The 22,976-nt window shown below is 55.2% G+C and carries 20 protein-coding genes; 6 read left to right on the top strand and 14 right to left on the bottom strand.

Annotated elements, in window-relative coordinates:
* Positions 1 to 7 precede the first annotated feature (7 nt).
* The 3 genes from hslU to rraA all read left to right on the top strand — a co-directional run bounded on the left by hslU (position 8) and on the right by rraA (position 3,091).
* A complete protein-coding gene (gene hslU / locus CMQ96_RS25145; protein ID WP_024360576.1) occupies positions 8 to 1,342 on the top strand; it encodes an HslU--HslV peptidase ATPase subunit in 1,335 nt (444 codons plus the stop codon).
* 244 nt (positions 1,343 to 1,586) lie between these two features.
* Complete coding sequence (menA, locus tag CMQ96_RS25140) at positions 1,587 to 2,513, top strand: 1,4-dihydroxy-2-naphthoate polyprenyltransferase (protein ID WP_024360577.1); 927 nt, start codon at positions 1,587 to 1,589, stop codon at positions 2,511 to 2,513.
* Between the two features lie 92 nt (positions 2,514 to 2,605).
* On the top strand, positions 2,606 to 3,091 hold the full coding sequence (gene rraA / locus CMQ96_RS25135) for a ribonuclease E activity regulator RraA (RefSeq protein WP_004127241.1): 486 nt from the start codon (positions 2,606 to 2,608) through the stop codon (positions 3,089 to 3,091).
* A 60-nt stretch (positions 3,092 to 3,151) separates the two neighbouring features.
* Here rraA and pfkA read toward each other — a convergent pair whose 3' ends face one another.
* The 3 genes from pfkA to cpxP form a co-directional block, all read right to left on the bottom strand.
* Positions 3,152 to 4,114, bottom strand: a complete 963-nt coding sequence (pfkA, locus tag CMQ96_RS25130; RefSeq protein WP_004127238.1) for a 6-phosphofructokinase — start codon at positions 4,112 to 4,114, stop codon at positions 3,152 to 3,154.
* A 202-nt stretch (positions 4,115 to 4,316) separates the two neighbouring features.
* Positions 4,317 to 5,213 (bottom strand): CDF family cation-efflux transporter FieF, encoded by an 897-nt coding sequence (gene fieF, locus CMQ96_RS25125; RefSeq protein WP_098067512.1) that lies wholly within the window; start codon positions 5,211 to 5,213, stop codon positions 4,317 to 4,319.
* 149 nt (positions 5,214 to 5,362) lie between these two features.
* Complete coding sequence (gene cpxP, locus CMQ96_RS25120) at positions 5,363 to 5,866, bottom strand: cell-envelope stress modulator CpxP (protein ID WP_004870604.1); 504 nt, start codon at positions 5,864 to 5,866, stop codon at positions 5,363 to 5,365.
* 149 nt (positions 5,867 to 6,015) lie between these two features.
* Between cpxP and cpxR the strand changes: the two genes are divergently transcribed.
* Both cpxR and cpxA read left to right on the top strand, forming a co-directional pair.
* Positions 6,016 to 6,714 carry an envelope stress response regulator transcription factor CpxR gene (gene cpxR, locus CMQ96_RS25115; RefSeq protein ID WP_004127228.1) on the top strand — a complete coding sequence of 233 codons (699 nt, stop codon included), beginning with the start codon at positions 6,016 to 6,018 and terminating at the stop codon, positions 6,712 to 6,714.
* On the top strand, positions 6,711 to 8,084 hold the full coding sequence (cpxA, locus tag CMQ96_RS25110; protein ID WP_004107505.1) for an envelope stress sensor histidine kinase CpxA: 1,374 nt from the start codon (positions 6,711 to 6,713) through the stop codon (positions 8,082 to 8,084). Before cpxR ends, cpxA begins: the two co-directional genes overlap by 4 nt.
* Before the next feature lie 91 nt (positions 8,085 to 8,175).
* Here cpxA and yiiM read toward each other — a convergent pair whose 3' ends face one another.
* Positions 8,176 to 8,850 (bottom strand): 6-hydroxyaminopurine reductase, encoded by a 675-nt coding sequence (gene yiiM, locus CMQ96_RS25105; protein WP_064411725.1) that lies wholly within the window; start codon positions 8,848 to 8,850, stop codon positions 8,176 to 8,178.
* Positions 8,851 to 8,921: 71 nt separating this feature from the next.
* Positions 8,922 to 9,542 carry a superoxide dismutase [Mn] gene (sodA, locus tag CMQ96_RS25100; RefSeq protein WP_004127220.1) on the bottom strand — a complete coding sequence of 207 codons (621 nt, stop codon included), beginning with the start codon at positions 9,540 to 9,542 and terminating at the stop codon, positions 8,922 to 8,924.
* Between the two features lie 291 nt (positions 9,543 to 9,833).
* Between sodA and rhaT the strand changes: the two genes are divergently transcribed.
* On the top strand, positions 9,834 to 10,868 hold the full coding sequence (gene rhaT / locus CMQ96_RS25095; RefSeq protein WP_098067511.1) for an L-rhamnose/proton symporter RhaT: 1,035 nt from the start codon (positions 9,834 to 9,836) through the stop codon (positions 10,866 to 10,868).
* A gap of 35 nt (positions 10,869 to 10,903) precedes the next feature.
* Here the strand turns inward: rhaT and CMQ96_RS25090 are convergent, their stop codons facing one another.
* The 9 genes from CMQ96_RS25090 to rhaS form a co-directional block, all read right to left on the bottom strand.
* Positions 10,904 to 12,991, bottom strand: a complete 2,088-nt coding sequence (locus tag CMQ96_RS25090; protein WP_098067510.1) for a metallophosphoesterase — start codon at positions 12,989 to 12,991, stop codon at positions 10,904 to 10,906.
* A 29-nt stretch (positions 12,992 to 13,020) separates the two neighbouring features.
* On the bottom strand, positions 13,021 to 13,728 hold the full coding sequence (locus tag CMQ96_RS25085) for an oligogalacturonate-specific porin KdgM family protein (RefSeq protein ID WP_098067509.1): 708 nt from the start codon (positions 13,726 to 13,728) through the stop codon (positions 13,021 to 13,023).
* Between the two features lie 160 nt (positions 13,729 to 13,888).
* Positions 13,889 to 16,375 (bottom strand): phosphoenolpyruvate--protein phosphotransferase, encoded by a 2,487-nt coding sequence (ptsP, locus tag CMQ96_RS25080; RefSeq protein ID WP_098067508.1) that lies wholly within the window; start codon positions 16,373 to 16,375, stop codon positions 13,889 to 13,891.
* A 4-nt stretch (positions 16,376 to 16,379) separates the two neighbouring features.
* Positions 16,380 to 18,977 carry a glycoside hydrolase family 38 C-terminal domain-containing protein gene (locus CMQ96_RS25075; protein WP_098067507.1) on the bottom strand — a complete coding sequence of 866 codons (2,598 nt, stop codon included), beginning with the start codon at positions 18,975 to 18,977 and terminating at the stop codon, positions 16,380 to 16,382.
* Positions 18,978 to 19,072: 95 nt separating this feature from the next.
* Positions 19,073 to 20,200, bottom strand: coding sequence for a PTS fructose transporter subunit IIC (locus CMQ96_RS25070; protein WP_098067506.1), 1,128 nt, complete (start codon positions 20,198 to 20,200; stop codon positions 19,073 to 19,075).
* Positions 20,193 to 20,507 carry a PTS fructose transporter subunit IIB gene (locus CMQ96_RS25065; RefSeq protein WP_098067505.1) on the bottom strand — a complete coding sequence of 105 codons (315 nt, stop codon included), beginning with the start codon at positions 20,505 to 20,507 and terminating at the stop codon, positions 20,193 to 20,195. The genes CMQ96_RS25070 and CMQ96_RS25065 overlap by 8 nt, the downstream gene beginning before the upstream one ends.
* The gene (locus CMQ96_RS28495) at positions 20,437 to 20,979 is read right to left on the bottom strand and encodes a hypothetical protein (protein ID WP_133116560.1); all 543 of its coding nucleotides are present in this window, start codon (positions 20,977 to 20,979) and stop codon (positions 20,437 to 20,439) included. Before CMQ96_RS28495 ends, CMQ96_RS25065 begins: the two co-directional genes overlap by 71 nt.
* A 146-nt stretch (positions 20,980 to 21,125) precedes the next feature.
* Complete coding sequence (gene rhaR, locus CMQ96_RS25060) at positions 21,126 to 22,007, bottom strand: HTH-type transcriptional activator RhaR (RefSeq protein WP_165774976.1); 882 nt, start codon at positions 22,005 to 22,007, stop codon at positions 21,126 to 21,128.
* A gap of 41 nt (positions 22,008 to 22,048) precedes the next feature.
* Positions 22,049 to 22,885: an HTH-type transcriptional activator RhaS gene (rhaS, locus tag CMQ96_RS25055; protein WP_024360579.1), complete on the bottom strand. Its 837-nt coding sequence runs from the start codon at positions 22,883 to 22,885 to the stop codon at positions 22,049 to 22,051.
* Between the last annotated feature and the right edge of the window lie 91 nt (positions 22,886 to 22,976).

Here is a 22,976-nt window from a genome sequence, read left to right as displayed (position 1 = left end):
ATCTCCCATGTCTGAAATGACCCCACGCGAAATTGTCAGCGAACTGGACAAACACATTATCGGCCAGGACGCAGCCAAGCGCTCCGTCGCCATCGCTCTGCGTAACCGCTGGCGTCGTATGCAGCTCAACGAAGAGCTGCGTCACGAAGTCACGCCAAAAAACATTCTGATGATCGGCCCGACCGGCGTCGGTAAAACGGAAATCGCCCGCCGTCTGGCAAAGCTCGCCAATGCGCCGTTCATCAAGGTCGAAGCGACGAAATTCACTGAAGTCGGCTATGTTGGTAAGGAAGTGGACTCCATCATCCGCGATCTGACCGATGCGGCGATCAAAATGGTGCGCATGCAGTCCATCGACAAAAACCGCTATCGTGCGGAAGAGCTGGCGGAAGAGCGCATCCTTGACGTGCTGATCCCGCCGGCGAAAAACAACTGGGGCCAGGCTGAACAGCCTCAGGAACCCTCCGCCGCGCGCCAGTCTTTCCGTAAAAAACTGCGCGAAGGTCAGCTCGATGATAAAGAGATTGAGATCGATCTCGCGGCTGCGCCGATGGGCGTTGAAATCATGTCCCCTCCGGGCATGGAAGAGATGACCAGCCAGCTGCAGTCCATGTTCCAGAATCTGGGCGGCCAGAAGCAAAAACCGCGTAAGCTGAAAATTAAAGACGCGATGAAGCTGCTGATTGAAGAAGAGGCGGCGAAGCTGGTCAACCCGGAAGAGCTGAAGCAGGATGCCATCGACGCCGTTGAGCAGCACGGTATCGTGTTTATCGACGAAATCGACAAAATCTGTAAGCGCGGCGGCAACTCCTCCGGCCCTGACGTATCCCGTGAAGGCGTACAGCGCGACCTGCTGCCGCTGGTTGAAGGCTGCACCGTCTCCACCAAGCACGGCATGGTGAAAACCGATCACATTCTGTTTATCGCCTCCGGCGCGTTCCAGGTCGCCAGCCCGTCTGACTTAATCCCGGAACTGCAGGGCCGTCTGCCGATTCGCGTTGAGCTGAAAGCGCTGACCACCCACGACTTCGAGCGTATTTTGACCGAGCCGAACGCGTCCATCACCGTGCAGTATAAAGCGCTGATGGCGACCGAAGGCGTCAATATCGAATTCACGGAAGAGGGTATCAAGCGTATCGCTCAGGCCGCATGGCAGGTCAACGAAACCACCGAGAACATTGGTGCCCGTCGTCTGCATACCGTGCTGGAGCGTCTGATCGAAGACATCTCCTACGACGCCAGCGAAATGAACGGCCAAACCGTCACCATCGATGCGGAATATGTCGGTAAGCATCTGGATGTTCTGGTGGCAGATGAAGATCTGAGCCGTTTTATCTTATAATCCGGTTCAATATATTTTCATCACACTAGATGGGGCTATAGATACCCTACTAATTTGAGTTGCAGGACAAAACGGTTAACCGTTTGAACAGCGCTTGCGCTGGTCCCGAAGGCCGAATCATGCGGCAAGGGAATTCATCCCCAGGAGTGTGCATAAGTACATGACTGGGGTGAATCAGCGTAGCCTACGTATCTGCAGCTTGAAGTATGAAGGGTAGAGCCCCATTTTTTATTGGCCGGGACTTATGACCGAACACGCAATCACTCGCACCCAGGCCTGGCTGGAAAGCCTGCGCCCAAAAACGTTACCTCTGGCCTTTGCCGCCATCATTGTCGGCTCCGCGCTTGCCTGGCATCAGGGCAGTTTCGATCCCTGGGTTGCGCTGCTGGCCATCATTACCGCCGGTTTATTACAAATCCTCTCCAATCTGGCCAACGATTATGGCGACGCGATAAAAGGCAGCGATAAACCTGACCGTATCGGCCCGCTGCGCGGTATGCAGAAAGGCGCCATTACCCAGGCGCAGATGAAACGCGCGTTGATTCTCACCGTGGCGCTGATTTGTCTCTCCGGCCTGGCGCTGCTGTTCCTGTCCTGGCAAACCATGGCCGATTTTATCGGTTTTATGGTCCTCGGCGGGCTCGCGATCGTGGCCGCCATCACCTATACCGTCGGCACTCGCCCTTACGGCTACATCGGTCTTGGCGATATCTCTGTGCTGGTGTTCTTCGGCTGGCTTAGCGTCGTCGGGAGCTGGTACCTGCAGGCGCACAGCGTTGAGGCGGTCATTTTCTTACCCGCCACCGCCTGCGGCCTGCTGGCGACGGCGGTGCTGAATATTAACAACCTGCGCGATATCGACAGCGATCGCGAAAACGGTAAAAACACCCTCGCCGTGCGCCTGGGGCCGGTTAACGCTCGCCGCTATCACGCCTGCCTGCTGTTTGGCGCGCTGCTGTGCCTGGCGCTGTTTAACCTGATCTCGCTGCATAATCCGTGGGGCTGGCTGTTCCTGCTGGCGACGCCGCTGCTGGTTAAGCAGGCGCGTTATGTGATGCGCGAGCGCGACCCCGTCGCCATGCGTCCAATGCTCGAAAGAACGGTTAAAGGGGCGCTGCTGACCAACCTGCTGTTTGTTATCGGAATTATTTTCAGCAGGCTTGCGGCTTAACTGACAAATATCAATTAACAATTGATGATTTTGCCAACAGCATGATTCACGCGATATACTGAAAATTCTCGCAGCAACTGAACGTTAAGCCTATGAAATACGATACTTCCGAGCTTTGTGACATCTACCAGGAGGATGTCAACGTCGTGGAACCTCTGTTCTCCAACTTTGGGGGGCGCTCGTCGTTTGGTGGACAAATCATCACGGTAAAATGTTTCGAGGATAACGGGTTGCTCTACGATATGCTCGAACAGAACGGCCGTGGTCATGTCCTGTTGGTTGACGGCGGTGGTTCCGTTCGACGCGCATTGATTGACGCTGACCTGGCGCGTCTGGCCGTACAAAACGAGTGGGAAGGGCTGGTCGTCTATGGCGCGGTGCGTCAGGTTGACGATCTGGAAGAGCTGGATATCGGTATCCAGGCGCTGGCCGCCATCCCCGTCGGAGCCGCAGGTGAAGGAATCGGCGAAAGCGACGTGCGCGTCAACTTCGGCGGCGTCACCTTCTTTTCCGGCGACCATCTCTACGCCGATAATACCGGGATTATCCTTTCCGAGGATGCCCTGGATATCGAGTAGCGTCCCGCCCATAAAAAAAGGCCTTCTCTCTGAGAAGGCCTTTTTGTTTCCGCCGGAGGCTTAGTACAGCTTCTTAGCGCAATCCAGCCAGTCGCTTTTGAACGGACGCTTCATGTTTTCGATAGCGTCGATAATGTCGTGGTGCACCAGCTTCTCGTTCTGAATACCGACGCAGCGGCCGCCGAAGCCCTGCAGCAGCAGGTCAATCGCGTACGCGCCCATGCGGGATGCCAGTATACGGTCATAAGGAACCGGGGAGCCGCCGCGCTGAATGTGGCCCAGTACGGTTGCGCGAGTTTCACGGCCGGTCTCTTTCTCGATGTAGTGAGCCAGCTCGTCGACGTCGCACATATGCTCGGTGATCGCCACAATCGCGTGCTTTTTACCTTTGGCGATACCCGCCTTAATTTCTGAGACCAGGTCGTCGCGAGTGTATTCAACCTCAGGCACCATGATGAACTCACAGCCGCCGGAGATAGCTGCCGCCAGGGTCAGGTCGCCGCAGTAACGGCCCATCACTTCCACAACGGAAATACGCTGGTGGGAGGAAGAGGTGTCACGCAGGCGGTCAATAGCCTCTACCACGGTGCTCAATGCGGTAAAGAAGCCGATGGTATAGTCGGTGCCTTTGATATCATTGTCGATCGTGCCCGGCAGGCCGATGCAGGGGAAGCCCATCTCAGTCAGACGCACGGCACCCATATAGGAACCGTCACCACCAATAACCACCAGCGCATCCAGGCCGCGCTTTCTCATATTTTCAATGGCGACGGCGCGAATATGTTCTTCACGAAATTCTGGAAAACGCGCCGACCCCAGGAAGGTGCCGCCGCGGTTGATCATGTCGGAAACGCTGTAGCGGTCGAGCTGAACCATACGATCTTCATACAGGCCGAGGTAACCGTCATAGATTCCAAAAACTTCCAGACCTTCCGTTAATGCCGCACGCACAACGCCACGGATTGCTGCGTTCATGCCCGGGGCATCACCGCCACTTGTCAACACACCGATTTTCTTAATCATGACTACCTCTGAACTTAGGAAGCAAAAAATAATCCTGTTGCCTGAAGCGCCCCTCACCAGGAGTGCACAACGATAATTGCAATAGTATATCAAACGCTTCTGGCTGAATTGATTCAGGTCAGACCAAATGGCGGTAATTTATACAAAAAATGCCGATCCGCCCCACACTTTTACATCGAGTTTACAGACTATAACCTAAAGATCATAAAACACCCTGCCGCCCTAACGGCACCACAGAGCAGGGGTCCTGGTGGATAATGACATCGGACCCAGGAAAACGGAGCAACAGCGCCTGCTCCACCTGGTCGGCAATCACGTGTGCCTGAACCAGCGGGAGGTTGTCTTCCATTTCCAAATGAATCTGAATAAAGCGAGTCGGCCCTGACTGCCGCGTTCGTAGATCGTGCGCCCCGCTGACGCCTGGCCATGCGGTCACGATATTGATAATGTCCTGGCGTTCCTCATCAGGCAGCGCGCGGTCTAATAACGACTGAACGGCGTCATAGGCCATACGCAGCGCGCTATATAAAATATAGACGCCGATACCTAATGCAAACAGCGCATCGGCCCGGTGCCAGCCGTACCAGGAGAGGGCCAGCGCCACCAGAATTGCGCCGTTCATCATAACATCAGACTGATAATGAAGCATATCCGCCCGTACCGCCTGACTTTGGGTTTTTCTCACCACCCAGCGCTGGAACGTGACCAGCAGCAGCGTGCTGACCAGCGCAATCAGCGTCACCACCATCCCTACGCCCGCCGCATTCATCGGCTCAGGACGAACGAGATGATCAATACCGGTCAAGAACAGAAACAGCGCCGAGCCGGAGACAAACATACTTTGCGCCAGCGCGGCCAGCGATTCCGCTTTACCGTGGCCAAAGGTATGTTCTTCATCAGCGGGTTGCAGCGAATAACGCACTACCAGCAGGTTGGTCAACGAGGCGGCGATATCCACCAGTGAATCAACCAGCGCCGCCAGAATACTCACAGACCCGGTATACCACCATGCAAAAATCTTGATCAAAAGTAACGCAGAGGCCATCACCGTCGCCGCAATCGCCGCGCGGCTCACCAGTTGCCCATAGGATTGATTCATAAACGCTCCTTACTTCGCGATGCGCTTAGTATAACCCGATCTTTTACCGCGACGGGGAGCCAGGAGGGCGCTGAATAAAGGGCAAAAAAAACCCCCACATCATGTGGGGGAAGACAGGGATGGTGTCTATGGCAAGGAAAACAGGGTTGTTACTGGGGTTGCAGGGTATTGCTACTACTCGAAAGCATCATCGCTGAGCCTTTTTGCATCCGTGCAACCTCACGCAACTGATCCATTCGTTGCTGGTGCTTAGCGTTTAAAACCGCTTGCTGCTCTGGCGTTAGCAGGTGATACATCTGGTTGCGAACTTTTGCCATTTCGACCTGGCGGGCAACCTGTTCCTGCGCCATCTTATCTGCCTGAGCGCGTACAGCGTTTTCATCAAAATTTTCTGCGGTGACAAGGCGATGCATTGTCTCCATTTCGCTAACATTAACGGGTGGCCTGTCGTGGCGTGCCCGCTGCATAAGATCTCGTAACTGTTGCCGTTGCTGTTCAGTTAAACTTATGCCGTCAAACATATGGCTCTGGCTGCTGCGCTGGACACTTTCGTCTCCGGGAAGCCAGTTAACGCTGGTGACGACTTCAGCGGCTTGGCTATATGCACTTAGCGCCAGCGTTGAGGCCATGACGGCAGCGATAACATTGCGCATCACATACTCCCAAAACGTTTGTGTCGCGATTCAACGAGAGAGAGTTTACGATGCAGGCTGCAAACATGCGTCAGGGGGTGTAAAACAACGTAAAGTCATGGATTAGCGAGCCTTGATGACGTAATTTCTGCCTCGGAGGTATTTAAACAATGAATAAAATCCTGTTAGTAGATGATGACCGGGAGCTCACCTCCCTGTTAAAAGAGCTGCTCGATATGGAAGGTTTTAATGTGCTCGTAGCCCATGATGGGGAACAGGCGCTGGCCCTTCTGGACGACAGCATCGATTTACTTTTGCTTGATGTGATGATGCCGAAGAAAAACGGTATCGACACGCTCAAAGAGTTGCGTCAGACACACCAGACCCCGGTTATCATGCTAACGGCCCGCGGGAGCGAGCTGGATCGCGTTCTCGGCCTCGAGCTGGGCGCGGACGACTATTTGCCTAAGCCGTTCAACGATCGTGAGCTGGTGGCGCGTATACGCGCGATTCTGCGCCGGTCGCACTGGAGCGAGCAGCAGCAGACGACCGAAGCCGGTTCACCAACGCTGGAAGTGGATGCGCTTAGCCTTAACCCCGGTCGCCAGGAAGCCAGCTTCGATGGCCTGACCCTGGAGCTGACCGGCACCGAGTTCACCCTGCTCTATCTCCTGGCGCAGCATCTTGGCCAGGTGGTATCGCGCGAGCACCTGAGCCAGGAAGTGCTGGGTAAACGCCTGACGCCATTCGATCGCGCGATCGACATGCACATCTCCAACCTGCGGCGCAAGCTGCCGGAGCGCAAAGACGGCCACCCGTGGTTTAAAACCCTGCGCGGACGCGGCTATCTGATGGTATCGGCTTCATGATTGGAAGTTTAACCGCACGCATCTTCGCTATTTTCTGGCTCACGCTGGCGCTGGTGTTGATGCTGGTTCTGATGCTGCCCAAGCTGGACTCGCGCCAGATGACCGAGCTGCTGGAGAGCGAGCAACGTCAGGGCATCATGATTGAACAACACGTCGAGGCCGAACTGGCGAACGATCCGCCAAACGACCTGATGTGGTGGCGTCGTCTGTTTCGCGCCATCGATAAGTGGGCTCCGCCGGGCCAGCGTTTGCTGCTGGTTACCAGCGAAGGTCGCGTTATCGGTGCCGAACGCAACGAAATGCAGATTATCCGCAACTTTATCGGCCAGGCGGATAACGCCGACCATCCGCAGAAAAAGCGCTATGGTCGTCTGGAAATGGTCGGGCCTTTTTCCGTCAGGGATGGAGAAGATAACTACCAGCTCTATCTGATTCGCCCTGCCAACACGTCGCAATCTGACTTCATCAATCTGCTGTTCGACCGGCCGTTACTGCTGCTGATCGTCACCATGTTAGTCAGCGCCCCGCTGCTGCTGTGGCTGGCGTGGAGCCTGGCGAAACCGGCGCGTAAGCTGAAAAATGCCGCCGATGAAGTCGCCCAGGGCAACCTGCGTCAGCATCCGGAGCTGGAAGCCGGTCCGCAGGAATTTTTAGCCGCCGGGACCAGTTTTAACCAGATGGTGACCGCGCTGGAGCGCATGATGTCCAGCCAGCATCGTCTGCTGTCCGATATCTCCCACGAGCTGCGCACGCCGCTGACCCGCCTGCAGTTAGGCACCGCCCTTCTGCGCCGCCGCAGCGGGGAAAGTAAAGAGCTGGAGCGTATTGAGATGGAAGCGCATCGGCTCGATAGCATGATCAACGACCTGCTGGTGATGTCGCGCAATCAGGCCAAAACCGCGCTGGTCAGCGAAACGGTGAAAGCCAACCAGCTGTGGGGCGAGGTGCTGGATAACGCCGCCTTTGAAGCCGAACAGATGGGGAAATCGTTCACCGTCGAATATCCGCCGGGGCCCTGGCCGCTGTACGGTAACCCCAATGCGCTGGAAAGCGCGCTGGAGAATATCGTGCGCAACGCGCTGCGCTACTCGCATACCAAAATTTCAGTGAGCTTCTCGGTGGATAAAGACGGGATTACGGTTAACGTCGATGATGACGGGCCGGGCGTGAGTCCTGAGGATCGCGAGCAGATTTTCCGTCCGTTCTACCGTACCGATGAGGCGCGCGATCGCGAGTCTGGCGGTACCGGCCTGGGTCTGGCGATTGTCGAAGCGGCGATTCAACAGCACCGCGGTTGGGTAAAAGCCGACGACAGCCCGCTGGGCGGTCTGCGTTTAACCCTCTGGCTGCCGCTGTACAAGCGCACCTGATCCCCCGGCCTGCGCTTCGCCAGGCCGGATTCGAAACGGGTAGCCCGGATAAGGCGCAACGCGCCGCCATACGAAAACGCGCACGGAAGCGCTACTTTCCCCACAATCTCCGCGAATTATTCTCGATCTGCCCGCTTAAACGCCGCTTCTGCATCGTTCTGCTCCAGCTTACCGACAGCCCCGCCGCGGAAAGTAAACGGCGGTACTGGTCATCATCAAACGGCATCTGCCAGGCGATAGCCCCCGCTTCGTGAACGCTGACGTCGCTAAGCCGGGATACCAGCGCCAGCGGCGCATCGCTGGAGACCAGCCCGCCCGCCACCACCCGATACAGCCAGCCGGTTTTGCCGCTGTTCTGCATAAGCTGGGCCATATCGCTGACGGCAAAATGATAGTTGAGCTTGAAGCACGGAGAGCGCGGCTGCGTCACCTGGATCAGCGCCTCTCCCCAGCGGAAGATATCGCCGATGTAGACGTTTTTTTCCGTCAGCCCTTCGGTCGAGAGATTCTCGCCAAACGCCGGGGCGCAGAAAAGATCCGCCTGCTGCGGCAGTTCAAGCGCCCAATGGGCGTAGTGTTCTCGGGGATAGTGGCACAGCGCGCGGTCCGGTCCGCCGTGAATTTTCTTCTCGGCCTGCTCATCGCCCTCCAGCCCCAAATCGCCGAGGGTCAGTTCACCATCGACCTGGACTTTCCCGATGGCGCTTGGACGGCTGCCGTCGTAATCCCTTACCTTGCCCACAAAGACATTCACCGGATAGTGCATCGCTGCTCCTTTGCTGCGGATATAAAAAAAGCGAGTCATCAGACTCGCTTCTCGCTCAGCACAATGCAACCTTATTTTTTGGCGGCAAAACGCGCTGCGGCTTCGTCCCAGTTCACCACGTCCCAGAACGCTTTGATGTAGTCCGGGCGACGGTTCTGGAATTTCAGGTAGTAAGCGTGTTCCCACACGTCCAGGCCGATAATCGGGAAGCCGGAAGCGCCGGAGATAGCTTCACCCATCAGCGGGGAGTCCTGGTTAGCGGTAGAAACCACCGCCAGCTTGTCGCCTTTCAGCACCAGCCACGCCCAGCCGGAGCCGAAACGGGTCGCCGCCGCTTTTTCAAATTCCGCTTTGAAGTTGTCAACGGAACCGAAATCGCGTTCGATAGCCGCTTTCAGGTCGCCCTGCAGAGTGGTACCGGTTTTCAGGCCTTTCCAGAACAGGCTGTGGTTAGCGTGGCCGCCGGCGTTGTTACGCAGAACGGTTTTTTTGTCTGCTGGCAGCTGATCCAGTTTGGTAATCAGCTCTTCTGCGGACAGGCTCGCGAATTCAGGCAGGCTTTCCAGCGCCGCGTTGGCGTTGTTCACGTAGGTCTGGTGGTGTTTAGTGTGATGGATTTCCATCGTCTGCTTGTCAAAATGCGGTTCCAGGGCGTCATAAGCGTACGGCAGGGCAGGCAGTGTGTAACTCATAATCATCTCCATTATTGTCGAGCGGCGGAAAGTGTTAATGCCGCGTAAGCAGTTGGTTCATTATAGTTAATTAAATGATATTGAAAACGCTTATCAATGCCGTATTTTTAATAAGGTTATAACAAGGGGTGATAGATGTCATTTTGTGATACAGAACAACTAATTAAGTTTTTGGTTGCCAGGTTCAGGCTTACGGTGGCAACAGCTTAAAGGCGGAAAAACTGACCGATTTTTACACTCATCGGGTCGGAAGAAGATTTATCCGATAAAAAATAGATGAGGATAAAATCAATGAATCACGCGATTACGATGGGTATTTTTTGGCATTTGATAGGTGCGGCCAGTGCAGCCTGTTTCTATGCCCCGTTCAAGAAAGTTAAACATTGGTCCTGGGAAACCATGTGGTCTATCGGCGGTATTGTCTCCTGGCTGATCCTCCCCTGGGCCATCAGCGCCATGCTGCTGCCCGACTTCTGGTCCTATTACGGCTCTTTTGACGCCTCCACGCTTCTGCCCGTCTTCCTGTTCGGCGCCATGTGGGGTATCGGTAATATCAACTACGGCCTGACGATGCGCTACCTCGGCATGTCGATGGGGATCGGCATCGCCATTGGTATCACGCTGATTGTCGGCACGCTTATGACCCCGATTCTTAACGGTCAGTTTGATGTTCTCATTAACACTAAAGGCGGTCAGATGACGCTGCTCGGCGTGCTGGTGGCGGTCATTGGCGTGGGTATCGTCACCCGCGCCGGCCAGCTGAAAGAGCGCAAAATGGGTATCAAAGCCGAAGACTTCAACCTGAAAAAGGGGCTGGTCCTGGCGGTGATGTGCGGCATCTTCTCGGCCGGTATGTCGTTTGCCATGAACGCCGCCAAGCCGATGCATGAAGCCGCCGCCGCGCTCGGCGTCGACCCGCTCTACACTGCGCTGCCAAGCTATGTGGTGATCATGGGCGGCGGCGCGCTGGTTAACCTCGGCTTCTGCTTTATTCGTCTGGCAAAAGTGAAAAACCTGTCGATAAAAGCCGACTTCTCGCTGGCAAAACCGCTCATCATCAGCAATATCCTGCTTTCGGCGTTAGGCGGCCTGATGTGGTATCTCCAGTTCTTCTTCTACGCCTGGGGACACGCCAGCATTCCGGCGCAGTACGACTACATGAGCTGGATGCTGCATATGAGCTTCTACGTCCTGTGCGGCGGCCTGGTGGGTCTGATCCTGAAAGAGTGGAACAACGCCGGTCGTCGTCCGGTGGGCGTCCTCAGCCTCGGCTGCGTAGTGATTATTATCGCCGCCAATATCGTTGGCCTGGGGATGGCAAACTAATTTACGCCCCTGCCGTATCGGGCAGGGGCAGGGTTTTAACGCGCGGAGATTTCACCCGTTTCGCTATTCAGATGGAAATTTCGTGAGGGGTTACCCCGCAGATATTTATCTATCACGCTAAAAATGCTGCCAAAGCGCAGGCGGAAGATGGCTTCGAAGCCGCTATCCGCCGTCAGCGCCGAGGCCTCAGCAGGTAACGACTGCGCCAGGGTGCGAGTCAACAGCTGATATTCGCGTAAGCGTTGTGCGGAAATATCGCGCAGCGCCAGCTCATCGGCATTGCGCAGACGATAAAAATCCACTGCCAAATCAAAGCCATTCCATGAGGCGAACTGATCCAGCGTCATACCAGCATCTTGGGCCAAAGCCTGGGCTTTTTGCTGCGCAAGCTGCCATGCTGCGGCATTCTTTTGCAGATAAATTTGCCCGATAGCCCTAACAGGCGGTGCATCTCCTTTAGCGCAAACGGCACGATCGCTGCTCATCGGGACGGTCAGAACATCATGGTAAGAGGTATGGCTGCTCAACTGACTCAGCGTCAACATTTCCGCACCGTTCAGGCTAAAAAGCATCTGACGAATTTCACATGGCCACTCTTCGGGAATAAAACGCAGCCGGGTAAGTTCGGTGATATGCCAATTGGTAAAGTCATAATAATCCTTCGCGCTTAGCACCGCTTTGTTCCAGAGGTGCGGAGAACCTGTGGCTTTCAGATGCTCCCACTCTTGCTGGTAGTGTTCAAAAAGCTCATTAAAGCGCGGCACGCTGTCCAGGATAACGGTCTGAACATCAATCTCGCTCCGATTAGAGAAATTGAGGATTTTATACGCCGGAACGTAGGCCGCCATGGAAGGCGCCTGAATATTAAATAGCAGGCTACCGTCAGGATATTTACGCACGCCGGTATCGTTAAAGTGCATATGTCCGCCTACGTGTACGCCAATACCCGTCTTCGCTAACGCATGACTGGTATCCTCTTTCGGGGCCCTCTTCAACTGAAATTTACCTTCGCCAAAGATGGACTCCAGATCGCCAGCAGCACCGTTATCGAATTCGACCATCGGGAAGTGGCTAAAGGTGATCAGCGTCTTTTTCTGCTCTTTTGCCCGCATGGCAACGGACGTCATCCACGCCACCACCTGCTGCTTGTGAGTGAGCATTTTGTTGTAGCCTGCGTCACCTGAACCCGCGAAGTTTTTAGCAGACTGCGGATTCGTCAGATCCGCATCCTCGCGCGGCACGTAGACATTCGCATCAACGGCCAACAGCCATAGACCCGGTATCGGCTCAACGAGATAGCTGCTATCAGCGACAGTAAAACAGGGGCCATAATCCGGTTGCCGATATGCACCGCCGGTTCCCTGGGCGCAAATCTCATACTGCCGCTGGCGGAAGTCGCTGGCCTGTTTGGCTTTGTCAAACGTGTAATCCTGCTGCCCATAGGATGAGTAAGGCGTTTCCCAATAGATATCTTCAGGCTGCGGATCGATACCGAACGGCGCCATCATTTGCATAATGTACTCATAGCCGCGGCTTACCATCTCCTCGCTACAGATAGTCGGCAATTCCGCACCTGTTGGAATAAGTGCGGTTTTCCCCTGATAGCCTGTACACTCTTTGGCGCCAAAACTAAAAATCCGCTGCGTTTTCCCTCCCTGCCCTAAGAAATCCTCTTCCCCATCAGGTAAATCAAAGGGTCGGTTCGGGTCGTGATTACCCGGCGTTGCAAAGAATCGCATGGCATATTTTTGCTCATACTCCTTCAGCAGGGTCACCAGTCCGCGAATATGCACAGACTGTCCATCGTCGCTAAAGTCTCCGGGCAGCGCGATCAGTTTTATCCCCTTTTTCCCGGCGTCATCCAGCGCCGCGCGCAGGGCAAAGTAGTTTTCATTAAATAATCGCGTTGACGTAAGCTGCGCATACATGGTGCGAATCATTGCATTCTGCCCGCTCTTGCTATTCTTCAGCCCGCTAAATGCGCCGTCCTGAAATTCGCCGTACACGTCATGAAAATGGATATCCGGCATAAATGCGACACGGTATTGATAATTTTCTGTAGCCATAGCCGCGTGCGTACAGAGAAAAAACGCCGCTACTCCAGCAATGGAAATTACTCTCATTGCATCTCCTTATTTTTAGATAAAAATAATTAGAAGTTGTAGGTAATACCTACGCGATAACGCATCTCCCAGGCATCACGATAAGTTTTGCCATCTTTTACATATGAACCATCATCATATGAAACATACCCTAATTCGACGTAAGGCACCCAGGTTTTGTTTCCTCTCCAGGCCACCGTCACATTATGCACATAATCTTTTTCTTTTCCGCGTAAGGCTGGATAGTCGGTATCGAATTTATATTCAAAATCGTAATCAAAAGAGACGTCATAAATCCGGTAGCCTAGATAGAAGTTTGCCTGCCAGTAGTGCTGGCTGGCTCTATCGGGATCATACTCTCGTTCATAGTCGCGAACAGCGTAGCGCAGCCGAACTCCGCTGGAGAAAGCATCGGTCCAGTTATAGACGCTCTTCACACTAAACTTGTATGCCGTATCGCGTTCCCCCGAATCCAGCGCAAACGAGGGAGTAATGGAGAGATTGTCCAGTAGCTTATATTTGTAGCCAAGTTCAAATTCGTTCCCTTTTGAGGAGAGATTATCCCAGAAGCCGCCCTGTTTACTCTCCCACTTCCCCTCAACGCTAAAGTAAATACCGTTATTTAAAGGATGCCCCATTTTGATACGATCTTCTTGTTTATGCTGATCGCCCAGCCACTCATGCCGGTAATCAATATAGGTGGCGTGCGAGGAAAAGCTTGCTGCTAAAAATAGTCCACAGAGGTATTGTTTTTTCATAAGAATCATCCATTTTATTAATTTATTAAAATAAGAAAGCTAACTAAAGAAATGTTTCTCCTCCTGATTACGTAGTGAATAAAGGCAGCACGATGCCGCTGCCCTGAAAGCAGTAAAAATCAGCACATCAATAAATTAACTTTTAGCAACGGCTAAATAATTACATCGCAATTTCCCGTTGCAGCAATTCGGCAACCGCCTGCGGGTTATTGCCCTCCAGCAATTGTTGGCGAAAATCAGCATGCATTAATTTTCTTGCCAGCCGAGAAAATATTTTCATATGGTCACCTTTCTCCTCCTCACTCACTGTCAGCATAATTATCAGCGATACGGAAACCTCCTCATTCCACGCCAGCGGTGAAGCGAGACGCATAACCGATACGCTGCTGCTGGTAACGGCGGGCGATTTGCAGTGGGGGAGCGCGATAGCAAAACCTAGGGCGGTTGAAAAGATGGCCTCGCGCTGCCAGATTGCCGCTTCCACCTCCGCACCACAGCGCGCACGCTGCTCAATTTCCAGGTTGTCGGTCAGGCGCTTAATCACCTCAGCCTTAGCGTCAATGCCCCGATCGAGCAGGATCAGCCGGGGATCGAATACCGGAAAGGTAGTTATCGACTGTTTCTGCAAAAGGGCCACCACATCTTGCCCGCTCTCGGCCGCCACGACCTGTTTCAGCATCTGCTGGCATTCAACGGCGGAAAGCGTTGTTAACTGCGCTTTCGCGCTACCGATACGGCTGGCGGACATACTGATATGGCGCAGCCCGGCCCCCAGCAGCAGCGGCAGCGCCTGCGGGTCGCCGCCCATTTCTCCGCACAGGCTAATCTCCACGCCTGCACGATGCGCCCGCGCCGTCATCTCTTGCAGCAGCTGCAAAAATGCCGGATCAAAGTAATTGTAAAGATGGCGTACGCTGGCATTGCCCCGGTCGCAGGCGAGAAAATACTGCGCCAGGTCGTTACTGCCAATGGAAACAAAATCAATCCAGGCGGCGGCTTTATCCAGTAAATAAAGCACCGAGGGGACTTCAGCCATCATGCCCAGTGACCAGGTTCCGGTCGCCACACCCTGCGCCGTCAGCTCAGCCTGAGTCTGCGTGAACTGCGTATGCAACCACTTAATCTCCTCAAGCGTCGCCACCATCGGAGCCATAATATGCAACGGCCCGACGGCGCTGGCGCGCAAAAGCGCCCGCATCTGGGTGACAAAAAGGGCCATAAATGCGGGATAAAGGCGAACCCCGCGCCAGCCGAGGAACGGATTCTCTTCCTCAGGTAAATTCAGGTAGTCGCAGGGCTTATCGCCGCCAATATCCAGCGTGCGGATCACCACTTTGCGGCCCTGCGCCTGCTCCAGCACATGACGATAAGCCTGGTACTGCTCTTCTTCGTCGGGCGGCGAGCTGCGTTCGCAGAAGAGCATTTCCGTACGGAACAGCCCAATACCCTGCGCTCCGGCAGCAAACGCCGAATCGGCTTCCGCAGCCAGGGCTATATTCGCCAGCAGCGTAACGCCTTCGCCATCCTGCATGACCCCTGGCTGGTCGATAAACGGTTGCAGGCGGTTAGCAATACGCTGATGTTTTTCCGTTTCCAGCTGATACCAACGCTGCGCCACCGCGTCCGGTGAGAGGATCGCTACGCCATGGCGAGCATCGAGCAGCAGCGTTTCACCACCCGGTATCGACCCCGATTCCGCCACAGGCAGACTGAGCAGCGGGATACCAAACGAACGCGCCAGAATCACCGTATGCGACGTTTCGCCGCCATCGCCCATAATAATCCCTTTCAGCCTGGGGCCACGCAGCGCCAGAAGCTGGCCAGGGGTCATCGGCGCGGGGCTTATTACAATCGTATCCTGAAGCAAAGGCGCAAGCGTAGTAAGCGGCTGCGCTGTCAGATATGCCGCCAGACGCAGCCCGAGATCCTGCAGGTCCAGCACCCGCTGGCGTAAATAGACGCTTCTGCTTTCGCGCAGAGGAGCGCAAAGCTCATCCAACGCCGCCGCCAGCGCCGCCAGGGTATTTCTCTGCTGGCGAGGCGCGAGTAATGTGCTTTCCAGAAGCGCGTCATCCAGCAGCTTACTGTGCGCCTGTAACACCGACGCCGCGTCCCCTTGTGCATGCTGATGCTCCTGGCGCAGCTGCTGACGGACCTGAAGCAGCGCATGTTGCATGGCGTTATGCTGAGCTGCGGATTCTTCTGGTTCTTGCTGCTGCGCCAGCGCCCACAGATCGACCGTTCCCAGCAGCATCGTCCTGCCAAGGGCCAGCCCCGGGCTCACGCCGTTGCCGCGCACAAAAGGCGAAGTTGTCTGCGCAAGGAACACCGGTAAAGGTTGCTCAGAGCGAGTTGAAACCACCGCAACGGGCGCATCGCACCCGGCCAATTCATCATGAATAAACCGGCTCAGCGCCTGATACGCCGCCGCCTCATCCTGGCCATCAATCACCAGTTCACACGGATCCTGATAGACCACATCCGCACCAATCATCGCCAGCACGCTGCGCGCATCCGCCCGTCGTTGGTTACGCAAATTACACAGATCAATCCGGGCGCTAAAGGCGTTGACGCGTTGCTCCAGTTCGCTGGCGGGTCGCGCATGTAGCCCGTTTTCCAGCGGGCAGATAAAAGAAATCTTCAACACAACGTTATCCTCTAGAGTTCGACGCAATGCGCCAGGTAACAGGTGCGCAGGCGGGCACGCATGTGCGAGGGAGGGCGCAAGGCTGTTCGGCGAGCGTGACCTCGCACAGGTCATCAACCGTTTCAGGCGTCAGGCTGCTAACCGGCTGCGAACCAGGGTTCCAGCCACGCAAAATTAATGCCTCTTCATACTGTGCCTTTTTCAAGGTGCTGAAATGCAGCGCCGTATCCCAGCGCAGCAGGCTGTACGCCGCCGGGAAGGTCTGTTCTGAAGGGTTGGTTTTGAATCGCGCCCAGCCTGAATCCAGCCAGCCAATAGCAGGTGTACGCCAGGCCTCCACTTCGCGCCAGAAGTTCGGGCTTTCACCATCGTGCAGCGGAATCAGGGCGAATCGGGCGGTGAATTCACCTGCAATTTGCGAGTCCGGCGAGGGGAGAGCCATACCGGAAGCCCGGCCCGGTCGCCAGGGCATGCCGGCTTTCCCCAGCCATCCCACGCTGCGCAGCAAGGTGATCGCCAGTACGGACGGACGTTCCTCGGGGATCTCATATTCGCGTAATCCCTCCGTCACCACGCTCATGCCTTGCTGTCCATCGTGCATCATAACCAGACTTTGCATCGGCCAGAGCGCGGTCGGCGCTTCGCTCCAGTTTTCCTGTTGCCAGACATCCAGCGTTGAAGGCCGATTATCGCGGTGAATCAGGCCAAACGGCTGATCGGCGAAATGGACGCTTTGCGCGATGTCAGTGGGTATTTCAACCTGTAGGCGATGATCGCGCAGGGTGTTGTTAACGTGAACCTGCACATCAAGCACGGGACGTTGATGCTCCAGCGTAATCAGCATATTGACGTCGAGCCGCGCATTACGCTGACGACGCAGGCGATCTTCCAGGGTCAACGGAGCAGCAATAGACCAGCTCAGCGCCAGCGTATCGGCCAACGCGCCCTGCTGCCAGGCGACGGACACCAGTGCCCCTTCCGCGCTAATGCGCCAGTCAATTTCCGGCGGGGAATAGTTATAGGTATCCCCCGCATCGCCGCCATCCACCAACTGGATTAAGTCCGCCCAGCGCTTACCGCTGCGTTTATCCAGCAGAACGATGCGCCCCTGCTCAAGCGTCAGGCGCAGCCAGGGATTCTCCAGCGCGCTGTCTGCCGATGACGGAGCGGCAAAATCACACGCCCTCCCTTCTTGCAGATAAAACGTTGTATAGCCGCAGGCGGGCAGAGCGGAGGCTTCCAGTAAGATTTCGCATTTGCGATAAAAAACCGCTTCGCTACTGTTCGACAGCTCCTGGACTATGACCGACATGTCCTGTGATGTTTCGCGCAAGATTTGCCAACGGCAGGTCTGCCCATCACCATCAACAATGCGAAAATCAGCGCCGGGAAGGTATAGCGTCAGCGCTACCAGGCCATCACGTGTGTAGGGCAACGCATTAAAAACCAGGATTTTCTTACCCTGCTGCTGCGCGCTGATCCCTTTCGCCAGCATCTGCATATTCAGTTCATAGAGCTGGCTTGCTTTCTCCTGGCCAGATAACAGCCGGGCTTTTACCATCGCGTTAACCCGGTCAGAGTTACACCCGCCGATGCTATCGTGAGCGTGAGATTTCATCATCTCGCGCCAGATGGCCTCTACCGCCTGCTGCGGATATGGAAGCCCCAGGCGCCAGGCGACGCTGAGCAGCGGTTCAAGCTGGCGGCTGAGGAAATTCTCCAGCCGGGCATTCGCCTGTTTGATATCCATTCGGGTGGAAAAAATCCCACGATGGATACGCATATATTTTGGACTGAGCAGCTCGCCTTCAAAGGTATCCAGCGGCGTGCCGGACTGCGCAAGAGCGGTAAAATAGCGCTTAAAATCACTGCGGATAAAATGATAGTGATTTTGCCGGGCGTTCAGCGCCTCCAGCATCGCGGGTACACCATATTCAAAAGGCGACTGGTCATTGCCGTTGGGCAGTAATAGCTGCGAACTCCGGCTAAAGAGGCCCTGCTTTTCGAGGATCGCAGAGAGCCGCGGCCAGGCCTGCTCCGGCTCAGTAGGCAGCCATTTCGCACAACCATAGCCCTGAGGTAATACTGCCGTCGTGACGCAACTACCGTCCTGGCTGCGCCAGCAAAACTCGCTGTTTTCGCTATCGTATTCACTCCAGCCTCGCCAGATCACGGCATGCTCAATGGCGAACTGATTGAGGAACATCGGTAGCTGCGCGCTCTGGCCAAAGGAGTCCGGAATATAGCCCACGGCCATACGCGGCCCCATTTTTTCGCAGTCCAGCGTTCCCAGCAGCAGGTTGCGGGTGATGGACTCCGCGCCGACCACCAGAAAATCCGTCTGGGTATACCACGGGCCAATTAACAACCGCCCTGCCGCCACCAGCGCCTGCACGCGTTCGCGATTTTCCGGTGCCAGTTGAAAGTAATCTTCGAGCACTACGGTTTGGCCATCAAGCATAAACGGACCTAATGTTTCATCGGCTTCCAGACGTTGCAGGAGATCGGCCATAAAATAATAAAGCAGGGCCTGAGAATCATTCTCCGTAAAATACCATTCGCGATCCCAGTGCGTATGCTGAATTAAATGAACGGTTTTCATTAGTTATATTCCTGTTTTCAGACATGCGTATCCCGTGCAAATATTTATCCACACTGAATAGAAAAAATTTAAATTCAGAGGCGCGTAGCGCGCATCTATCGACTGGCTTTAAATTTGGGCGCTGGTGAGTTTTTTTTCACGCTGTCTTTCTCTGCACTCTCCGCAACCCCGCGAAAAATAAGCAGCGATCCTACTGCGATTATCGCTGAGCCGCAGGCGATAGACAGGACATAAACGGGCCAGCTCTCAACGGCCAGCCAGCCATAGAATCCAGAGATTGGCGCGTGGTTTACCGAGCCTAGCCCTACCGCCATCGCCGCCCCCACGGCAGAGCCAATAACGTTAACGATGATGATGCGCGGGTTTGCCAGCGCAAAAGGAATTGCCCCTTCTGAAACACCGATCAGTCCCATTAACGTCGAGGCTTTTCCCGCTTCTCGTAGCGATTCAGGGAAGCGCGATGACCAGATTAACGTCGCCACGCCCAGACCAATGGGCGGCACAATTATCGCGACCTGCGCGGCGGTGTTGGGATCGTAAATACCGGAAGCGAGCAGCGCCATCGCCGTGGTAACCGCCGCCTTGTTGACCGGCCCGCCGAGGTCAAAGCCCACCATCCCGCCAATCACCGCCGCCAGCAGAACCTTATTTGTCCCGGACATCGACAGCAGCCAGCTTTCCATACCGTGATTCAGTGCCGCCAGCGGCGCGCCAATCACAAAAGCCATAATGATGCAGGTCAGCAGCGTCCCGCCCACTGGCAGAATAAAAATTGGCCCGGCTGAGGCCAGCGCTTTCGGTAGTTTTACGTAGCGATTGAGCGCCCGCACGATATAGCCTGCGACAAATCCCGCCGCCAGCGCGCCCAGAAAGCCGGTTCCCAGATTGCTGGCCAGCAGCCCGCCGACCATACCCGGCGCCAGGCCCGGCTTATTCGCCAGCGCAAAGCTGATATACCCCGCCACCACCGGCAGCATCAGGGATAGCGCCAGACCGCCAAAACCATCGAACTTATGCAGCGCCTGTACCACGATGCTGGCGGCCTGCTCATGGCTGGCGTCCCAGATATTATCAATGCCCCAGGCAGAAGCGCCGATACGCGCAATCCCCATTAACACCGCACCGGCAATGACAAACGGCAGCATCCAGGAAACACCTGTCATAATCGCATTTTTCACTTCAGCGCCCGCCGAAGGCTTCCCTCCCCCCTGAAACTTAGCCATTGGCGACCTCCTGCTCCACCGCTTCAAACACGGCATCGCCAAATTTAATCGGATCGGAAACGGCGCACTCCAGCTTAATCATGCCGTCAAAACGTTCTTTACCATCGATAGCGACATCGGCGGCAATAATGACGGCATCCGCCCGCATCAGGTCGTCATCGGTAATAACGTTCTCCGCACCGAGGCTCCCCTGCGTCTCAACCTTCACTTCATGACCGCGGTTGTTACCCGTCATTTCAAGCGCTTCCGCAGCCATATAGGTATGGGCCACGCCCGTTGGGCAAGCAGCTACACAAACAATGTACATAACGCATCCTTCTGGTCGATTCAGGCGATAAAAAAAGCACAATGGCGAGAATGCGCATTGTGCTTTGAGAAAAACAAATTGGGTTATTTGCGACGCTGTCGCTATCGGCACCGCTGGCGTGGCGGCACACTACAAGCTGATGCAGGCTGGAAATACGGAAGCTGAACGCCAGTTCATCGCGCTTACGCGAGCACAGTAAAGCCTGCGGCAGCAAGCGGCGGCAGTGCCCCTCTTTCTGAACGGCCTGGCTAAACCCGGAACACAGCGCCTGGCCCGCGCAATCCCAAAGCTGGGACCACTTCTGGGTTATCTGGATTTCATCACAAGGCGCAGGAGCAATATCACTTTCAGCCAGGTCGTTGACGGAATTAAACCAGCATGAATCAGCAAGCATGACTTTAATTTTGCTATCGATTGAAAGCAAAATTAAAGTCATGCTTTTTAATACTCGCAATATCAATGAGGTTAACATAAGGCCTCCGTGAAAATAGTACAGCGAGTGTAGAGTAAAAAAAGGGCAATAACTGTGATTTATTCCACAGAGCATTAAATATTTATTTTGTTTTTTACTAAATGCAGAATAAACATTTCAGAAAATACATTACAAAAACTAATCAATCAGACCACTACGCGACTGCGCTGCCGCCACTGCCCCGGCGTCATGCCTATCTCGCGGTTGAACACCACCGAAAAGTAGTTGCTGTCTTCAAACCCGCACTGCATCGCCACTTCGCCAATCAGCCGTTCGGTATGCTGCAGCAGATACTGCGCGTGACAGATGCGCAGCTGGCGCAGGTAGTGGTTGATGGTCATCCCCGTCTGCTGACGAAACTGCTGGCGCAGCGCGCGTTCGCTGCACCCTTCCCGCTCGCAAAAACGGTCAAGAAAGAAGGGACGGTTGAGGCTGCCCGCCAGCTCGGTGAGCAGCTTATCGAGCAGCGCTTCGCTTTGCGTCGCCGCCAGATTATCGGTGGCGTAGCGATAGCGCTGAAGAATAAGCGCCAGCTGGGCAAACAGCAGCTCGGCCATATTATTGGCCTGCGCATCGCTGCGGCTGCTCTCATGTTCAAGCTGGGTAATCACCTGCCTGACCTGCGCCATGCCGCTGCTGCCAATCCGCCAGTGCGGAACCCACGGAGTACCGAACAGGCCGGGAATGTGCGCCGCCCAGTCAAAGTTAAGCCGCAGCCGGTCCGGGCAGTAAATGACGTTTTGCAGGACGAGATCGTTCACCGAGGCGTAGGAGTGTTTGTCTTCCGCGCGGATATAGAACAGATCGCCGCGGGTAATGCGCCACGGGCGATCGTTAAGGACGTGCAGGCCGTTCCCCCGCCACACCAGCACCAGTTCGCAGAACTCGTGGGTGTGCTCGGCGAAGACGTTTTGCGGATAGCGATCCGCTACCGCCACCGCCTGAGCGGGAGAGGCGAAAAATTCATCTTTGCGAAGAATCAGCTGAGCTGCCACGACATCAACTCCAAACGCGAAAAAACGAGTCATTATTCGCGTTTATGCCTGCTAAAACGTTGACTGTTCTCGCGTTACTGAAGAATGGCGTCGCGTCCCTGGCGAATATCGCGCGGCGACCAGGCAAACTCCCGGCGAAAAAGCGTCGAAAAGTGGTTACTGTCGCCGAATCCGCAGCGATAGGCGATATCGGTCACGCTGTCATCGCTATGGCGCAGCAGGTGGCGCGCCTTCATCAACCGCACCCGATTCAGATAGCGCTGCGGCGTCAGCCCGGTTTGCTGTTTTAACTGGCGATGCAGGGTTCGCAGGGAGAGTGAAAACCGCGCCGCGACCTCTTCCCAGCAGATATCTTCGGCAAAATGATCTTCCAGCCAGGCCATTAAATGGTTCAGCCGCGCCTCGTTGTCCGACGCCCCTTCCGCCAGGCTGCTTTTACGCAGGTGCACCAGCAGTTGCATAAATAAAATCTCGCGGCTGGCGATAGCGTGCATATCCGCATCCGCGCCGACCTCCTCCATCTGCTCCACAATCTGGCGCACCTGCTGCAAAGCACTCTGATTAACCCGCCAGTGCGAAAGGTAATTTCCCTCCTGCTCCTGCGGCAGCAGCGCGTTCAGGCCGGACAAAAAGCGAAACGCGTCCGGCGCGCGATAGAGCACATTGGTCAGGCACAAATTATCGGTATGTTCGTAGAGATGGCGGTCGTGATCGCGAATAAAGCAGACAGAACCGCCGCTGATGGTGTAGGGCTGGCCGTTGAAAACGTGAATTCCCGTACCGTGTTCCACAATAACAATCTCATGAAAATCATGGTGATGTTCGGGAAAAGCGGATTGCGGGAGCCGCGGCTCAATGGCGACAGCTGAAACGCCGGACTTAAAGAAATCCACACTGTGCAACATGGTCATAGCAGCTCCTCGAAATGAGAAATGTTATCAATCAGAGGAGCAAATAGTAATTAAGGGGCGGCGATCCGGCCTTCAATTTTTGACCGTAAAA

The sequence above is a fragment of the Klebsiella sp. MBT K-1 genome (assembly GCF_002556465.1).
GTDB lineage: Bacteria > Pseudomonadota > Gammaproteobacteria > Enterobacterales > Enterobacteriaceae > Klebsiella > Klebsiella grimontii.
This window is presented reverse-complemented; position numbering and strand designations above follow the sequence as displayed.